Below are 17790 nucleotides of genomic sequence, written 5' to 3' on the forward strand. Positions count from 1 at the left end.
ATGATTATTCAGAGTGAACGGGTATGGCTTTACGGGAGTTTTTTTCCAGCGCACATTACCGTTGCGAACGGAAAAATTATTGATATTAACGTCGGACTAATCGCCGACGCCGATTATGATTTTGGTCTGCGTCGAATTGTTCCTGGCTTTATTGATATGCACGCACATGGCGGATGGAACTACGACACAAACGAAGATGACGCCGCTGGCCTGCGCCGCTGGCTCTCGCATTTACCGCAGGAAGGCGTCACAGCTTTTTGCCCAACAACGGTCACTGACGATCACCCAATTCTGCTTGCAGCACTACGCAATATTGCTCATGTTATGCACCACCCATCGGCTGGCGCGGAGATCCTCGGTATTCATCTTGAAGGGCCTTTCCTGAATCCTCTGTATCGTGGCGCACAGCCCGAAAAGGCCATTCGTCAGGCCAGCCTTACCGATTTCGCCGCTTACGAACAGGCAGCAGAGGGGCAAATTATCGCTGTCACTCTGGCACCGGAGATGGACCCGGGCCACACTCTAACCCGCTACTGCAAAGAGAAGAACATCATCGTCAGTATGGGGCATTCCGATGCTTCCTTTGAACAGGCACTGGAAGCCACGGGCAACGGCGCAAGCAGCGTCACCCACGTTTACAACGGGATGGCGAAATATGTTAACCGCGAGCCAGGTTTATTGGGGGCCGCCTGGCAGCTGGATGGGCTGTATGGCGAATTGATTGCCGATGGTATTTTTGTCAGCCTGGTTTCAGCGGCACATTTATTCCATGCCAAAAATGATGACTATATCATTATGATCAGCGACTCAATGAAAGCCAAAGGTGAAGCACCTGGCCGCTACATGTTTGGCGGAGAGCCGATGATTCTTGGTGAAGACGGTGCCACACGGCGAGAAAACGGCGTACTGGTCGGGAGCACACTTCAATTGAATCGCGGCCTGTATAATATGGTCGAGAGGGCGATGGTTCCCTTTAGCTCTGCGTTAAAATCCTGCACAATTAATCCCGCTCGCCTTCTCGGAATAGACGATCGTAAAGGGAAATTACAGCGCGGATACGACGCCGATATTGTCGTACTGGAAGATAATTACCAGGTCAATACCACTTTCTGTAAAGGAGAAATCACCTGGTCAATTAATTAATTGGTATTATATTTACCTATTTCTATTCAGCGGTTGTTAAATAACGACCGCCAAATTTTATTTATATTTTATAAAGGAAGCTAATTTATTATTTTAATAAAATGAGATACAAACCACATTAATCGCATTTATATTCACTTAAAAATAACGCACAAAATAATAACTATACACCCGCCACATTTACCTCCCATCGCAAACATTATTAACCATTCAGAATATATATTTCTGATCTGATGATTTCTATCTGCTTATAGGGAATGCCATGAATATTTTGGGTTATTTGCAAAAAGTGGGCCGTGCATTAATGGTGCCAGTAGCAACGTTACCAGCGGCCGCTATTTTAATGGGTATCGGATACTGGATCGATCCAACGGGTTGGGGAAGTGCCAACGCGCTGGCCGCCTTATTTATTCAATCTGGCTCCGCTATCATCGACAATATGGGAGTGCTGTTTGCTGTCGGTGTGGCGTATGGAATGTCAAAAGATAAAGATGGTGCTGCGGCGCTGGCGGGGTTTGTCGGCTTTCTTGTATTAACGACCCTCTGTTCACCCGCCGCCGTGGCGATGATCCAGCAAATCCCACTGGAGCAGGTGCCAGCGGCCTTTGCTAAGATTAAAAACCAGTTTATTGGCATCATGGTTGGCGTCATCTCTGCTGAACTGTATAACCGCTTTGGCAGCGTCGAACTGCCAAAAGCTCTTTCGTTCTTCAGCGGACGCCGTCTCGTCCCCATCATCACCTCTTTCGTGATGATTATTGTCGCTTTTATCATGATGTTTATCTGGCCTGTCGTTTTCAGCGGCCTGGTGGGTTTTGGCGAACATATTCAAAAGCTCGGTTCAGTTGGTGCGGGGATCTACGCATTCTTTAATCGATTGCTGATTCCTGTGGGCTTGCACCATGCACTAAATTCTGTGTTTTGGTTTGATGTTGCCGGGATTAACGATATCCCCAATTTTCTCGGCGGCGCACAATCAATTGAAACGGGAAAAGGCATTGTCGGCATCACGGGGCGTTATCAGGCGGGTTTCTTTCCGATCATGATGTTTGGTCTGCCGGGCGCTGCGCTGGCGATTTATCAATGCGCACGTCCTGAGAACAAAGCAAAAGTCATGGGGATCATGATGGCTGGCGCGTTCGCCTCATTTTTCACAGGCATCACTGAGCCGCTGGAATTTTCCTTCATGTTTGTCGCGCCGATGCTGTACGTCATTCACGCGTTGCTATCAGGGATTGCCGTTTTTGTCGCGGCCAGCCTGCACTGGATTGCCGGTTTTGGCTTCAGCGCTGGCCTGGTAGACATGGTGCTTTCTTCACGTAATCCGCTCGCCGTGCAATGGTATTTTCTCATACCTTTGGGACTGGTATTTTTCGTTATCTACTATCTGATGTTTCGTTTCACCATCATCAAATTTGATCTGCTCACCCCTGGGCGCGAGCTGGCCGTTGCCGGGAGTTGTGCCGATGGTCAGGACACCAATATCAGTAGCCCTAAAGATCAAAATGTGAGTGAACTGGCGCGTCAGTACATCGCGGCTATTGGTGGCTCAGAAAACCTGACCGGCATTGACGCCTGTATCACTCGCCTACGGCTGAGTGTCAACGATTCCTCACTAGTCAATGACGCCCTGGCAAAACGATTGGGTGCTACGGGGGTTATCCGTCTGAACCAAACCAGCGTGCAAATCATCGTCGGATTCGTCGCAGAAAAAATCGCCAACGCGATGAAAACTATAGGCTATGTAGAAGCAGCCAGAGCCGTTGCCGCCGCTCCCACTTCGGTTAAACCACAGATGACAAAGCATACTGCCGTCATCACTGAACTGGTCGCTCCGGTAAGCGGTAAGGTCGTCATGCTGGAACACGTGCCGGATGAAGCCTTCGCCAGTAAAGCTGTTGGGGATGGTGTTGCTATACTCCCGACAGGCAGCACGGTTGTTTCACCCGCAGCAGGCACTATCGTAAAAATCTTTAACACTAACCATGCGTTCTGCCTGACAACGAACACGGGCGCGGAGATCATCGTCCATATGGGGCTAGATACTGTTGCGCTTAACGGGCAGGGATTCTGTCGTCTGGTAGAAGAAGGGAGTGATGTTGTCGCAGGCCAACCGATACTGGAAATGGATCTCGATTTCCTGAATGCCAGCGTCCGCTCAATGTTAAGCCCGGTGGTATGCAGCAATATTGAAGATTTTACGGAGATAGAATTCAGGATGCCAGACGGTAACGTCATTGCGGGACAGACCCCGCTCTACATCATCAAGGGATAAATGACAAAATCAGCGACTGCCTTTGGCAGTCGCTGATTTATTGACTTACAGCAGGTCGAAACGATCCAGGTTCATCACTTTCACCCATGCGGCCACGAAATCTCTCACGAACTTCTCGTGGGCATCGCTGCAGGCATAAACTTCAGCCACTGCGCGCAGTACAGAGTTAGAACCAAATACCAGATCGGCGCGGGTTGCGGTGTATTTTACTTCGCCGCTCAGACGGTCACGACCTTCAAACAGTTCTTGTGACTCATCAACCGCCTTCCACTCATGGCGCATATCCAGCAGATTGACGAAGAAGTCAGTGCTGAGTACGCCTGGACGATCGGTAAAGACACCGTGCTGGCTACCATCAAAGTTGGTGCCCAGTACGCGCATACCTCCCACCAGCACGGTCATTTCCGGTGCGGTTAGCGTCAGCTGCTGTGCTTTATCGATCAGCAGCGACTCGGTGGTCGATACGTCAGGACGGGCGCGGTAGTTACGGAAGCCATCGGCGATTGGCTCAAGCAGTTCAAACATCTCAATATCCGTTTGATCCTGGCGCGCATCCACGCGGCCCGGCGCAAAAGGTACCTTAATGCTGACGCCCGCAGCGCTAGCCGCCTGCTCGATACCAACAACCCCGGCCAGCACGATAATATCGGCCAACGAGGCGGTATGGGCAGACTTATAAATCCCTTCCAGCACAGGCAGAACGCGTGCTGCGGTGGCATTCACATCCCAGCCTCGCTGTGGATCCAGCGCCAGACGCGCACCGTTAGCGCCGCCACGTTTATCCCCACCGCGGAAAGTCGATGCCGACGCCCACGCTACCGATACCAGTTCGCCCACGGACAGCCCGGAAGCGGCAATGGTCGCTTTCAGCTTCAGGATATCTTCTTCGCTTGGGTTGAAGAACGCATGCGGCAGCGGGTCTTGCCAAATCAGATCTTCTTTTGGCACTTCCGGCCCGATGTAACGCGCTTTCGGCCCCATATCACGGTGCGTCAGTTTAAACCACGCACGGGCAAACGCTTCGTTGAACGCCTGTGGATCGTTCAGGAAACGGCGGGAGATTTTCTCGAACTCAGGATCGAAACGCAGCGTCAGGTCGGTAACCAGCATGGTTGGCTTGCGTTTTTTCGACGGATCAAACGGATCGGGGATAATCTCCGGTGCGTCAACCGCTTCAAACTGAATAGCGCCTGCCGGGCTGCGAGTTTGCACCCACTCATATTTGAACAGGTTCTCGAAGAAATAGTTGCTCCACTGGGTTGGCGTCTGCGTCCAGACCACTTCCAGACCGGATGTAATGGCATCCGCGCCCGCGCCGCTGCCGTAGCTGCTGGCCCAGCCCAGGCCCTGTGCTTCAATCGGTGCGGATTCAGGATCGGCGCCTACGTGCGAAGCCGGTGCAGCGCCGTGGGTTTTGCCCAACGTATGACCGCCGCCAATCAGCGCTACGGTTTCTTCGTCGTTCATTCCCATATTACCGAAGGTCGCGCGAATAGCTGCTGCCGCAGAAAGCGGTTCGCCGCTATGGTCTGGCCCTTCCGGGTTCACATAGATAAGGCCCATTTCGGTTGCGCCCAACGGCGCTTTGGCCAATTCTTCCGGGTGACGGTGAGTCAGCCAGGCTTTTTCATCACCCCAGTTTACGTCGAGATCCGGTTCCCAGACATCTTCACGACCAGCACCAAAGCCGAAGGTGCGGAAGCCTGAGTTTTCCAGCGCCACGTTACCCGCGAGGATAAACAGGTCGGCCCAGGAAATTTTCTGGCCGTATTTCTGCTTGATTGGCCACAGCAGACGACGCGCTTTATCAAGGCTTACGTTGTCCGGCCAGGAGTTCAGTGGTGCAAAACGCTGCTGTCCGCGACCCGCGCCACCGCGTCCATCGATGGAGCGATAGGTCCCTGCACCGTGCCATGCCATGCGGATAAACAATCCAGCATAGGTTCCCCAGTCAGCGGGCCACCACGGTTGAGATTCGGACAGAAGGGCTCTGAGATCCCCTTTCAGGGCAGAATAGTCGAGTTTGCTAAACTCTTTGCGGTAGTCGAAGTCCTCACCCAGCGGGTTAGAACGGTTGGAATGTTGGTTTAAAAGATCAACGCGCAGTTGATTTGGCCACCAGTCGCGGTTGTTCGTTCCTGCTCCCGCGCTCTGGTCGTGACCGCCCTGATGAAAAGGACACTTACCGGCAGTTGATGCGTTTTGGCTATCGTCGGACATGCTCATCTATATGCTCCCTTTACAGTGTTCTGACTACGATATACACCACCAGAGATAAGATATAGTCGAAATAACCCACAGATTCGATAGCTAATTCCTTTTATATTTTACGTTACAGAGATGTAGATCAAAATGATCAACAAAAAGCCCTCCGTAGAGGGCTGGGCATCTGTTTAGTTCGGTCTTACACCCAGTGTGTGACAAATAGCGTAGCTCATCTCGGCACGATTAAGGGTATAGAAGTGAAAATCTTTCACCCCTTCGCGGCTGAGAATCTTCACCATGTCCATAGCGATATTAGCGCCCACCAGCTTGCGGGTTTCCGCGTCATCATCCAGACCATCAAACATGGTCGACATCCACGCCGGAATGCGGACGTTGGTCATGTCGGCAAATTTTTTCGCCTGCTTAAAGTTGGAGACTGGCAGGATACCCGGAATAATTTCCACGTCGATTCCCGCAGACACACAGCGATCACGAAAGCGCAGATAGCTTTCTACATCGAAGAAGAACTGGGTAATCGCACGGTTCGCACCGGCATCAACCTTACGCTTCAGGTTCAGCAGATCGGCCTGAGCGCTCTTCGCTTCCGGGTGCACTTCCGGGTAAGCCGCAACGGAGATATCAAAGTCTGCAACGTCTTTCAGTAGCGTCACCAGGTCAGAAGCATACATATCCGGTTTACCGCTTCCCGGCGGCAGGTCACCGCGCAGGGCAACAATATGACGAATACCGTTGTTCCAGTAGTCCTGAGCAATAGTCCGCAGCTCATCGCGGGTTGCATCAATACAGGTCAGGTGCGGAGCCGCTTCAAGGCCAGTGCGATCCTTAATGCCTTTAATAATGCTGTGCGTACGGTCGCGCTCACCAGAGTTTGCACCGTAAGTGACTGAAACAAACTTCGGCTTCAGGCTGCTCAGGCGATCGATGGAGTTCCACAGGGTTTGCTCCATTTCACTGGTGCGCGGCGGGAAAAACTCAAATGAAACGTTAATCTGACCGGCAACTTCTGCCAGGCTCTGATTCAGGGCTTCCCGCTGGTTGGCGTGAAAAAAGCTCATACCTTACCTCATCAATCTTTTGTCGTTATATGTTGTGTTGTGAACTGCTATACGTTTAGACGTCTAGATGTAAAAATGACGGAAAAGCATGCTGGCGTCAACACAAAAATCATCGCTAAAGGTGAGGAATACTCAGCCAACGTGAAAAAAATTCACATCAGTCTGAATTGATGAGGGATTGCGCCATGACCGTCTGCAGCCATGCTAATTGTTTTACGTTTTCAGGCAGCATCAGCAACCCCGTGCTAATACGCAATTCGGTATCGGTAAGCGGCAGGAATATCACCCCTCGACGTTGGATAGCGGAAAAGGAGGCCGGAAGCAGGCTCAAACCTTCACCCTGCGCGATCCGCGCCAACAACACATCATGTTCCAGCGGTTCTTCAATACAGGCAGGAGAGTAACCGGCATGACTAAAAATATGTCGGGTGTAATCAAAAAAGGCGGGGTTACGTTCACGTTTGAACCAGAACAGTGGTCGGTGGCTCAGCGACATTAACGAGAGCGAAGGCAGCGCCGCCTCTGGCCAGAGCGCGGGTAAGGCGACGATCAACGATTCTTGCCAGCCGAGCGGTGTGACGCTAAGCCCCGAAGTCTCAAGCGGTAACGCCACCAGCGCGGCATCCAGCTTTCCACGACGCACCAGACGCGCGAGTTCAGGCGAACCATGACGGACAATATGTCGCTTCTGCACATGCGTAGTCAGCTGTGACTCAAGCGCCGCAAAAACGCCCTGTTCAAACGCTGTACTTAGCCCTAAGCGCAGAGATGGCTCCCTGATTTGCGTTAATTGACTCAACGCAGTGTAGGTTTTGTCCTGAAGATCAAGCAGCGGGCGCACCATTTCAAGTACGCGCTGGCCGTCCTCCGTCAGCGTTAATCCACGGGTATGACGGACAAACAGCGTGACCCCCAGGCGCTCTTCAAGCTGGCGAATGTGGCGGCTCAACGGCGGTTGCGACATGAACAAGCGCTGCGCAGCCCGGCTCATATTGTTCTCTTCCGCTACTACGGAAAAGTAACGCAGCAGGCGAATATCCAGAGAGTGTAATGGCGATGTTGTCATACCGAAAAGGTATCACGGAAACGGTATTATCCAAATCATTCTACACCCCCTATTCTCTCGCCATACGCCACACCAACGAGGGAAAAATCATGGAATCAGAACGTTTTATTACCGGCCAGAAAATGTTGCAACAGGTAGATGGTAAAGGGGGAGAGGCCGTCGTTGAGAGCCTGAAGGATATCGCGCCGGATTTTGCCCGCTACCTGCTGGAATTTCCGTTTGGCGACATCTATGCACGTCCAGGTCTGGACCTGCGCAGCCGAGAAATTGCCACTGTCGCCGCGTTAACGGCAATGGGCAATGCCGCCCCGCAGTTGAAAGTACATATTGGCGCGGCATTACACGTTGGTTTAACGCAGGATGAGATCGTTGAAGTGATTATGCAGATGGCCGTATATGCCGGCTTCCCTGCCGCACTCAATGGTTTGTTCGCCGCGAAAGAGGTGTTTGCCTCTCACAGAGGCTAAAACAACAGGCCAGCGGATTGTCTGCTGGCCTGAGCTCACTATGGTTTCACATCTGCCACACGCATGCCTTTAAGCTGCTCATCCGTCAGCGTATTTCCCGCCTTGAAATAGTCAACGACAGCATTAGAGACATAGTAACCTCCGGAGGTATTTCGCGTTTTTCCTTCGGTAAATGCCGTAAAACCATCACCGCCGTCTGCCAGGAAGCTATTGGTGGCTATGTGATAAACCGTGGCATCCTCAATCGGTTTACCGTTTAACGTTAGTACAGTGACGCGCTGACCGACTGGTTTACTGCTGTCATACTTCATCTCCAGTCCTTTGGACACCTGCAATACACCGTTGCTTAAACCCGCGCCGTGCTCCATCAGGCTACGCAACTGTTTACCGGTGAGATCCATTGTTGCCAGCTCGTTGGGGAACGGGAAGGTGCTAATGACTGCACCAATCGTGATAGCACCTGCTGGGATTTCATTACGGATACCGCCCGAATTAGTGAGCGCTAATTGAGTATCTTTACCTGCCGCCACCAGCAACGCATCCGCCGCCAGATTGCCCAACGAAGAAGATTCACCGTAAGCACGCGTCAGCTCAACCGGGGAGTTTGCAACCGTCTGTTGTACCACCTTATCAAGCTTTTTATTCCAGCCATCAATGACCTGTTTCGTCTGCGGGTCTGGCTGCCACTCATCAGCATAAATGGTCTTCAGCTCGAAGTTCTTCACGGTAAATTGATGCGGTTTCTGCTGATAATCCAGCACCAGTTTACCCACATCAATACCGCCGCTGTCGGTAGAAAGAATCAGAGTGTTACCGACTTTAATCGGCTCCGGCGTGCCCACATGCGCATGGCCGGTAATCAGGATATCCAGCCCCTTTACCTGACCTGCGGTCTGGATGTCTTTATCCAATGCACGGCGCACATCTGTACTTCCCTGACTAGACTGACGCGCTGGCGTACCTTCATGGATCAGCGCCACAGTGAGATCGACTTTACCTTTAAGCTCATCGATATAGCGTTGCAACCACTTCACTTCATCCCGCGCTTCAATACCGACACGTGTCGCAGCAGAAACCGTATCATCAAAAGCAAACACGCCGTGCAGGCCAATCACACCAATCTTCACGCCATCTTTTTCAATAATGGTGTAAGGCTTATCCCAGAACATTTTGCTGCTGTTCTGATAAAAGATATTACCCTGCACGATGGGGAATTTCGCCTGACTCAGTTGTAGTAGCGTGTTATCCCAACCGTGATCGAATTCATGATTACCCATGGTGACAGCATCAAAATTCATGGTGTTCATGATATCGATAATCGCCTTACCCTTGGTCAGGCTGCTGATATACGGCCCGGTAAAATAATCACCGGCATCAAAAAACCAGGTGGCGCTATTTTTCGTTTTTTCCTGCTTCACCATCGTCGTGATATTAGCCCAACCACCAATATCACGCGTGCCATTAGCAATCCATGGGACTTTATAAGGTTCAACGTGGGCGTGAAGATCATTGGTATAGATAATCGTGACATCTTTGGCACTCGCCCAAAGCGGCAACGATACCAGAACACCAACAGCAAGCATTTTTAACTTCATAATCAATCCCTTTCAGTCATATAAAGAATCGCTACGTTACGTTCTGAAAGGTTTTTTTATGTGAGAAAACTCACATCCACTGGTGATAGTCGCGGGTCAAAATCAACGACCATTAAAAATCGTTGGTAATACGATGACGTCACTGTTCACCATCAATTGCTGTAAGTCCTTCGGCTGTAAAAATCTGGGGCTGGCGAGCTCACCAGATTACAGCTGGCCCGAGTATCGGTTGGGTTATGCTGCGCTGCATTGCCGGGCATGCGGCAGCTATCCCCCGCTGTTTAATGAGGAACAGTTTGGTGGGTGGTTGTCAGCATATTTAACGGATTTTGCCGCCCAAAGCGGTCATTTTTGCCCACGATGTTATCAGCGGGAAACCATCCTCTATGGGCATAATCCTCAGGGCAGCCAACGCGTTCAGTGCCGGAGCTGCAAACAAGTCTGGACACCAAAGCAGCAGCCGCTCACCACCATTGTTCCACCAGAACAAATAGCGACGGTTCCCTTAATCGTCCCTTTTCAGGGAGCCTGCACCGACCAGAAACTTTATGTATTACTCAGTTTTGACGCTATTCGCGGCAATATTTTGCATATTTCCAGTAATTTCACGCCCCATCTCGTAGGGGATACATTACGATACCGCTGGCGTAACAACGTTGAACCTACGGTCATTCATGACGATATCGTTGAACGAGTAAGACAGAGGGAAACCCTGTTTTTACGCCGCAGCCAGTTTGATGAAATCCAGTACGGCAGTGCCATGCTCAAACGAAATGCCAACGGCGCAGTTTTACGCCCGGTCATTACCGCGCACGGACATTTCCGCATACTGAGCCATCTCTGGCCTGAGGTAAAAAAGCACATTATTGCCCACGAATGTTTTCTGCGCGGCGCGGCGATTACCGCATGGGCGCAGCAATATCGCGATCATCACGCTTCGCTTTGGTTTATTGATGAAGAGATCAATAGCGATAAGTGCACACTGCCCTGGCGATTGCTGGGTAAAACCTGGCAGGGGTGGTGGCAAAACCAGTGGCAAATTTGGCAACAAGGCGACACACGCAAAATGGTGTGTCTGTTAACGGAGGGTCAGGTTGAAAAAGGGGCGTCAATCACACTGGCGGCAGGCCACCATTTTCTCGCCTGGTTACAGCAGCAGGCGGAGTTTCGGGATAGCGCCCGTTACTCGGCTCATTCGGTGTTTCAGACGATAAGGACGCTGACGGAGCAATACAACACCCTGATCACCCAGCGCGATTTGCCCGGTGGCGCTACCGCTTACCGGGCCTACGCTTCATGCCATATGTAGGCCGGATAAGCATAAGCGCCATCCGGCAACACAAACTACAGCAACTGCGCCAGACGGTTGATGTCAGACTGAATCGCCCCAGCGGTGACGTCACGGCCCGCGCCCGGTCCACGGATCACCAGCGGGTTATCGCGATACCAGCGGCTCTCTATAGCGAACACGTTATCGCACGGCAGCAGCGCTGCCAGCGGATGCTCCGGACGTACCGCTTCAACCCCAACGCGTGCTTTACCGTTAGCGTCAAAACGCGCCACGTAGCGCAGCACCAGACCCATTTCACGCGCCGCTTCCAGACGCTGCACCATCTGCTCGTTCAGTTCATCGCCATTCTCAAAGAAATGGTCAATAGAGCCTTCTTCACAATGCGCAGGCACCAGCGATTCCACGCGAACCTGGTCCGGTTCGATGTCGTAACCCGCTTCACGCGCCAGAATCACCAGCTTACGCATCACATCTTTGCCGGAAAGATCTACGCGCGGATCGGGTTCAGTCAGACCCTGTTGCCATGCCTGATCCACCAGATCGGTGAATGGGACCGTGCCATCAAATTGCAGGAACAACCACGATAACGTGCCGGAGAAGATCCCGCTGATCGACAAAATGGTATCGCCACTATCAATCAGATCGCGCACGGTATGGTTGATCGGCAAACCTGCACCCACGGTGGCGTTATATAACCAGTGGCGACCCGTTTTTTCGAAAGCGTCATGAATCTGGCGGTAATTATTACTGCTGCTCGCCCCGGCCAGTTTGTTGGCGCTGATGACGTGGAAACCATGGCTGGCAAAATCCAGATACTGATCCGCCAGTTGCTCGCTCGCGGTCACATCCAGCACCACTAAATCATCATACGGGTGAGCACGCATCCACAGGAATAGAGACTCTTCATCCTGCTCTACCGCCTCGTCATCAAAGAAAGCTAACGCGCGGCTGGCATCCAGCCCTTCGTAATTCAGCAGGCTACGACGGCTATCAACCACACCCGCCAGCACAAACTCTAATCCGGTACGCGCCGAGAGCGTGCTCTGCTCGCGAGCGAACAGCTCCAGCCAGCGCGACCCAATGTTACCTTTGCCGAACAACACCAGACCAATGCGTTTTTCAGCACGGAAGATTGACTGATGCAGACCCTGAATCAGGCTCTCCGTTGGCCCAGTACGCAGTACCGCGACCAGGCTGATGCCCTCTTCCGACTGCCAGGTGAATTCAACCGGCTGACCTTTCAACTGTTGCCAGAAACGGTGGCAGTGCAGCGGATTACGGGTGACGCCCGCCCCGACCATCGCCACCAGCGCCAGCCCCTGGCGCAGACGCAGCTCGCCTGGCAGGCCAGCTTCATCCAGAATTTTCAGCGCGCTGTCAGCGACTTCGGAGGTGTAGCAAAATTGCAATAGCTGGCGGTCAGGATGCACGCCCACTGCCAGCGGACGCACCTGGCTACGTTTTAAAACCTGGTCAATCTCTTTATAAGCCAGCTTAAAATCCTGGCCAGTCGGAACCAGAAACTCGATCAGGCAGACGTCATCATGACTGGTCACAATACGCGCCCCGGTACCGGAGGCCAGTACTCGCTCAATACGCGTTGAACCCTGCTCTGGAGTATAGCTACAACGCAACTGGAGATCGATATCGCTACCGGAAACCGGCTGTAAGGTACGGGCATGGAGAACCGGTGCCGCCAGACGCGCCAGCTCGCTGGCTTCATCCAGACGCAACAGCGGCAGCAAACAGGCGTCTTTTACTTTACGCGGATCCGCGCTGTAAACCCCGGCGACATCGCTCCAGATGGTTACTCGGGAAACGCCCGCCAACGCACCAACCTGCGTCGCCGAGTAGTCAGAACCGTTACGCCCCAGTAGCACTGTTTCACCGGCATTGCTGCGGCTAATAAAGCCGGTAACCACCAGGCGTTTACCAGGATGCTGCGCCAACAGTTGCTGCAGTAATGGGTAAGAAAGACCTTCATCTACCTGCGGCTGGGCACCGCGTTCAGCACGTAAAAAATCGCGCGCATCCAGCCACGCTGACTCCAGCCCCTGTTGATTAAGGACGGCAGACATCAAACGCGCGGACCATACCTCACCATGCCCAACAACCTCAGCATAGACGGCATCGTTCACGCCGCTGTCGAGTAACCCGGCCAGGCGTTCCAGATCGTGAATAAACGCGCCAATCAGTCCATCCGCCACCTCGGGAGGTAACAAACCGCTGATAAGCTCACTTTGATAGCGACGTAACGCCTGTTGAACCTGATGCGCAGAAAGGCGATCGGTCTGGCTTAATTTCAGCCAGCTAATCAACTGGTTAGTGGTACTGCCTGCGGCTGAAACAACCATCATGTCATCAGGCTGCGAGTAATCCGCCATAATGCCTGCGACACGCAGATAACATTTCACGTCTGCCAGACTACTACCACCAAATTTGTGCAGTTGACGACCCTTCGCCCCTGCCTGCGCAATCACACTCATGTTTACCCCTTGTTTGCAGCCCGGAAGCCATTTTCCAGGTCGGCAATTAAATCTTCGCCATCTTCAATACCGGTGGAGATACGCAGCAGCGTTTCGGAAATTCCGGCAGCAGCACGCGCTTCTGGTGCCATGCCCGCGTGTGTCATGGTTGCGGCGTGGGAGATCAGACTTTCAACGCCCCCTAACGATTCCGCCAGCGTAAACAATGACAACCCGCCGAGGAAACGGCGCAGCGTTTGCTCATCGCCATCCAGTTCAAAACTTAACATCGCGCCAAAGCCTTTTTGCTGACGCGCAGCAATCTCATGGCCCTGATTATCCGGCAATGACGGGTGATACAATTTTTTCACCAGCGGCTGAGTTTGCAGATAATCGACTATCGCCTGAGCATTACGTTGCGCCACCTCCATACGAGGAGACAAAGTACGCAGGCCGCGCAACAGCAGATAACTATCAAACGCGCCGCCGGTCACACCAATATTATTCGCCCACCATGCCAGTTCAGTGACCGTTTCCGGATCTTTGGCTATAACCACACCAGCCACCACGTCTGAGTGACCGTTTAAATATTTCGTGCATGAATGCAACACCAGATCGGCGCCTAATGCCAGTGGATTTTGCAGTGCCGGGCTTAAAAAAGTGTTGTCCACCACGCTGACCGCGCCAGCCTCGCGCGCCAGCCGGCAGATTTTCGCAATATCCACCACGCGCAGCAGCGGGTTGCTTGGGCTTTCTACCAGCACCAGCTTCGGTTTTTCCGTCAATGCGGCCTGCAATGCCTGCTCATCTCCTTGATCAACAAACAGGACGCGGTAACAGCCACGCTTTGCCAGACTGTCAAACAGTCGGTAGCTCCCGCCGTAGCAGTCGTGCGGTGCAACCAGCAGATCGCCAGGCTTAAGGAAGACAGTGGTCACCAAATGAATCGCCGACATGCCAGTATTGGTCAGTACAGCACCTGCACCACCTTCCAGTTCCGCCAGCGCACGTTGAACGACATCACGCGTTGGGTTGCCGCGACGCGAATAGTCATGAGCACGAGGTTCATTAAATCCGGTAAAGTTATAGGTGCTGGAGAGGTGAATCGGCGGGACAACGCAACCGTACTGTTCGTCGTCATTTAACCCGCTACGCACTGCGATGGTGGCCTGTTTACGCGTCATATTGAGAAGATCCTGGCTGAGTCGGTGAAAAGTCAGGCACCAGAGTAATCATTGTTACTATAGCCGTCAATACATCTGGACATCTAAACTTCTTTGCGTATAGATTGAGCAAACTGGAAATAGCCGTTAAAATTATATGCATTAGCGTACATCTGCGTCGGCTACTTCGTGTCAGGGCCGCGCCACTACGATAAACTACGCGCAATTATGGTCCGGGCTCAGGTTCTGGCCTCAATATTAATGACAAAGAGGATTAGGTATCTCATGGCTGAATGGAGCGGCGAATATATCAGCCCATACGCTGAGCACGGTAAGAAGAGTGAGCAAGTCAAAAAAATTACGGTTTCCATTCCTCTGAAGGTGTTAAAAATCCTTACCGATGAACGCACGCGTCGTCAGGTGAACAACCTGCGCCACGCCACCAACAGTGAACTGCTGTGTGAAGCGTTTCTGCATGCTTTTACCGGGCAACCATTACCCAACGATGAAGACCTGCGTAAAGAGCGCAGTGATGAAATCCCGGAAGAAGCAAAGGTAATCATGCGTGAACTGGGTATCAACCCGGAAACGTGGGAATACTGATTGTTAGAACAGATGAGAAAAGGCGGGATTGCTCCCGCCGATTCTCGCTATGTTACTTACTGATACCATTAAGTTTATTCAATGTTTCTTCCATTTTGAGCGTTTCCGTACGGTTTAATGGATAGAAATAAATCAGAATGACCGCCGCCAAAAACAGGCATAGTGCCGGCAAGAGATTCGCCATCGTATAAATATTTTCCTGCACAATGCTGGTTTGCACAGCGCCACCTGTTGACGATGATTGATAACCAATGATGGCCAACATAAAGCCGCCAATGGCCCCTGCACACGCCTGACCAACCTTGCGGGCAAAGAAGTTCACACCATAGACGGTACCATCCTCGCGATCGCCGGTGACATACTGGTGATAATCACAAACATCGGTCATAAACGCCCAAATCATCAGGTTGAATAGTCCGGCCCCCAACGTCGCCAGGAACAGGAAAACCAAATAGACTTTCGCGTCGGTAATGTGGATGAAGTACATAATCAAATACATCGCTACTGCAAAGAGTAGCGCGCCGACGCTGGCCTCTTTTTTACCAAACCGCTTCGTGAGCCAGGATGCCGATGGTGCCAGCAAAACCAGGGAACCAAAGGTAAACAGCAACGCGACTGACATCGCCTCTTTATTGTGGAAATAGTCATTAAACAGGTAAGTCATATTGGTACCGGACAATCCCTGATTAATCACAATCAGCAAATCCACAACCACTAAAACAATCAGCGCCTTATTGCGTGCCAGTCCCTTCAGCAACACCGAAACGGGCATGCTCTCTTTTCTCTCCACGCGCACGCGTTCGGTCGTTAACTGACAGGTCAAGGATAAAAAGATAAAGCCCAGCACTGCGCAACCAATGGAAATCCAGAAGAAGTGTTGCCCGGAAATCACCTGGCTTCCGTCCACCAGGGTGGTGTACATCAGGATCGGAATGAAAAAGCCAGTTGCCCCACCGCCGATAGCTGACCCAACGCTGCGCCAGGTTGACAGCGAGACACGATCATCCGGATTCGAGCTAATCGCCGCAGACATAGCGCCGTACGGAATACTCACGGTCGATAACAGCGAACCGTAAATGAAATAGGAGCAACAGATGTAGATAATTTTCGCCGTATAAGAAAAATCATTTACAAACGGCAGAAACAGGACAACTGCAATGATGCAAAATGGATACTTCATGCGACGCACCCACGGGTTAAAACGTCCATGTACCGTCAATTTAGAGGTATCGCATAAGCGCCCTACACCAACATCAACGAACGCATCAAAGAGTTTGGTCACAAAATAGAGTGAGCCAACAATAACGCCGGAAATACCGAGGACGTTAGTGTAATAAATCATTAAAAAACTATTAACTAAGCCAAGAATAAAACAGGTTCCGAGGTCACCACATAAATAACCAATTTTATCTCGAATTCCGAAAGGTCTGACGGCAGTGGTTTCATTATTTCCGATAATAGTTCCATCATTAAACATGATGTCAACTCCTTAGACATATTATTCACACAAACTATGCTTATCGATGTAATCAGTCGATATGAAAGCTATTACCGGTTAGAAGTTATAACCAAGACCGACACGATAACGGGTCTGACGATCGTCTGTCGTTGTTGTGTTATAACCCGAGGAAACGTTACCAACCTCAACAAATGGAACCCAGGAGCCTAGTTTATACGCCACGCGGAAGTTATATTCATAATCATCTTCCCGGTTGTTATATAAATCTTCGCTATCGGCAATTTTATAAATACCATTTAACTCAAACATCCAGTCATTGACGTTATAACCAAGCCAAGCTTCCGGACGATAGACCATGCGGTCATCTTTGCCGTCAGTGTTTCTGCGCATGTACTCCTGACGATAGCGGAACGCGGTCCACCAGCTGTCGTTAATGTTGTACTGCACGCGGATATAAGGTTTATAAATCGTGATGTTATCGCCCGTTTCGATCGCAATACCTGGCTGCCAGATAAGATCCCGCCAGGTAAACTGGTAGCTTGCAGTATACTCGTTGCCATTACTTTCCATATTATTCCACGCATCATTAGATTGCGTATCTTCGGAACGTGAAATGGCTTCGACTGCGACACCAAAACCAGTCGCAAAACGGTGAGACATATAAACACGATCGTAATTACGCCCATCGTCATAATATTCATGCCGGTAATCAACATAACCCGCTTGTGCGGCCGCAGAGAATAATGGAATCAGTAATAACGCAGATTTAAATTTCATGACAATCCCTCTTCACACTCAACAACGGAAATTCCCCATCTCGTCCCGTCCATTAATGGGAAACGATGAAGGATTAAGAATAATTTTATATTTCCACGAAAGTGTATTTTAGAAAGAAAGCAGAAACCTTTGGTATTTTGCCAACAATTGGCATGAGTGGCAGAAATCAGAAGATAAAAATGACGCAGATCACTACTAGAAACAT

13 protein-coding genes are annotated in these 17790 nt (G+C 51.3%); 5 read left to right on the plus strand and 8 right to left on the minus strand.

The window, feature by feature from the left end; all coding sequences use genetic code 11:
• Positions 1-1143 (plus strand): N-acetylglucosamine-6-phosphate deacetylase, encoded by a 1143-nt coding sequence (gene nagA, locus OGV57_RS01405; RefSeq protein WP_048234196.1) that lies wholly within the window; start codon positions 1-3, stop codon positions 1141-1143.
• Positions 1144-1405: 262 nt separating this feature from the next.
• Positions 1406-3418 carry an N-acetylglucosamine-specific PTS transporter subunit IIBC gene (nagE, locus tag OGV57_RS01410; protein WP_048234197.1) on the plus strand — a complete coding sequence of 671 codons (2013 nt, stop codon included), beginning with the start codon at positions 1406-1408 and terminating at the stop codon, positions 3416-3418.
• 45 nt (positions 3419-3463) lie between these two features.
• Here the strand turns inward: nagE and katG are convergent, their stop codons facing one another.
• The 3 genes from katG to OGV57_RS01425 all read right to left on the minus strand — a co-directional run bounded on the left by katG (position 3464) and on the right by OGV57_RS01425 (position 7765).
• Complete coding sequence (katG, locus tag OGV57_RS01415; protein WP_048234198.1) at positions 3464-5644, minus strand: catalase/peroxidase HPI; 2181 nt, start codon at positions 5642-5644, stop codon at positions 3464-3466.
• 167 nt (positions 5645-5811) lie between these two features.
• Positions 5812-6699: a methylenetetrahydrofolate reductase gene (metF, locus tag OGV57_RS01420; protein WP_003028830.1), complete on the minus strand. Its 888-nt coding sequence runs from the start codon at positions 6697-6699 to the stop codon at positions 5812-5814.
• Positions 6700-6856: 157 nt separating this feature from the next.
• Complete coding sequence (locus OGV57_RS01425) at positions 6857-7765, minus strand: LysR family transcriptional regulator (RefSeq protein ID WP_054527938.1); 909 nt, start codon at positions 7763-7765, stop codon at positions 6857-6859.
• Between the two features lie 89 nt (positions 7766-7854).
• On the opposite strand from OGV57_RS01425, the gene OGV57_RS01430 reads away from it, so the two are divergent.
• The gene (locus tag OGV57_RS01430) at positions 7855-8232 is read left to right on the plus strand and encodes a carboxymuconolactone decarboxylase family protein (RefSeq protein WP_003028825.1); all 378 of its coding nucleotides are present in this window, start codon (positions 7855-7857) and stop codon (positions 8230-8232) included.
• A gap of 38 nt (positions 8233-8270) precedes the next feature.
• Here OGV57_RS01430 and OGV57_RS01435 read toward each other — a convergent pair whose 3' ends face one another.
• Complete coding sequence (locus OGV57_RS01435; protein ID WP_054527937.1) at positions 8271-9827, minus strand: bifunctional metallophosphatase/5'-nucleotidase; 1557 nt, start codon at positions 9825-9827, stop codon at positions 8271-8273.
• 133 nt (positions 9828-9960) lie between these two features.
• Here OGV57_RS01435 and OGV57_RS01440 point away from each other — a divergent pair, with 133 nt between their 5' ends.
• Positions 9961-11136 carry a hypothetical protein gene (locus OGV57_RS01440; protein WP_054527936.1) on the plus strand — a complete coding sequence of 392 codons (1176 nt, stop codon included), beginning with the start codon at positions 9961-9963 and terminating at the stop codon, positions 11134-11136.
• 35 nt (positions 11137-11171) lie between these two features.
• Here OGV57_RS01440 and metL read toward each other — a convergent pair whose 3' ends face one another.
• Complete coding sequence (gene metL / locus OGV57_RS01445; protein WP_003028820.1) at positions 11172-13604, minus strand: bifunctional aspartate kinase/homoserine dehydrogenase II; 2433 nt, start codon at positions 13602-13604, stop codon at positions 11172-11174.
• A gap of 2 nt (positions 13605-13606) precedes the next feature.
• The gene (gene metB, locus OGV57_RS01450) at positions 13607-14767 is read right to left on the minus strand and encodes a cystathionine gamma-synthase (protein ID WP_054527935.1); all 1161 of its coding nucleotides are present in this window, start codon (positions 14765-14767) and stop codon (positions 13607-13609) included.
• Positions 14768-15031: 264 nt separating this feature from the next.
• Here metB and metJ point away from each other — a divergent pair, with 264 nt between their 5' ends.
• Positions 15032-15349 (plus strand): met regulon transcriptional regulator MetJ, encoded by a 318-nt coding sequence (gene metJ / locus OGV57_RS01455; RefSeq protein WP_003028816.1) that lies wholly within the window; start codon positions 15032-15034, stop codon positions 15347-15349.
• A gap of 52 nt (positions 15350-15401) precedes the next feature.
• Here the strand turns inward: metJ and OGV57_RS01460 are convergent, their stop codons facing one another.
• The gene (locus tag OGV57_RS01460) at positions 15402-16826 is read right to left on the minus strand and encodes an MFS transporter (RefSeq protein ID WP_054527934.1); all 1425 of its coding nucleotides are present in this window, start codon (positions 16824-16826) and stop codon (positions 15402-15404) included.
• A 78-nt stretch (positions 16827-16904) separates the two neighbouring features.
• Positions 16905-17585 carry an oligogalacturonate-specific porin KdgM family protein gene (locus OGV57_RS01465; RefSeq protein ID WP_046671340.1) on the minus strand — a complete coding sequence of 227 codons (681 nt, stop codon included), beginning with the start codon at positions 17583-17585 and terminating at the stop codon, positions 16905-16907.
• Positions 17586-17790 lie beyond the last annotated feature (205 nt).

The sequence above is a fragment of the Citrobacter sp. Cf087 genome, assembly GCF_030334285.1.
Lineage (GTDB): Bacteria > Pseudomonadota > Gammaproteobacteria > Enterobacterales > Enterobacteriaceae > Citrobacter > Citrobacter freundii.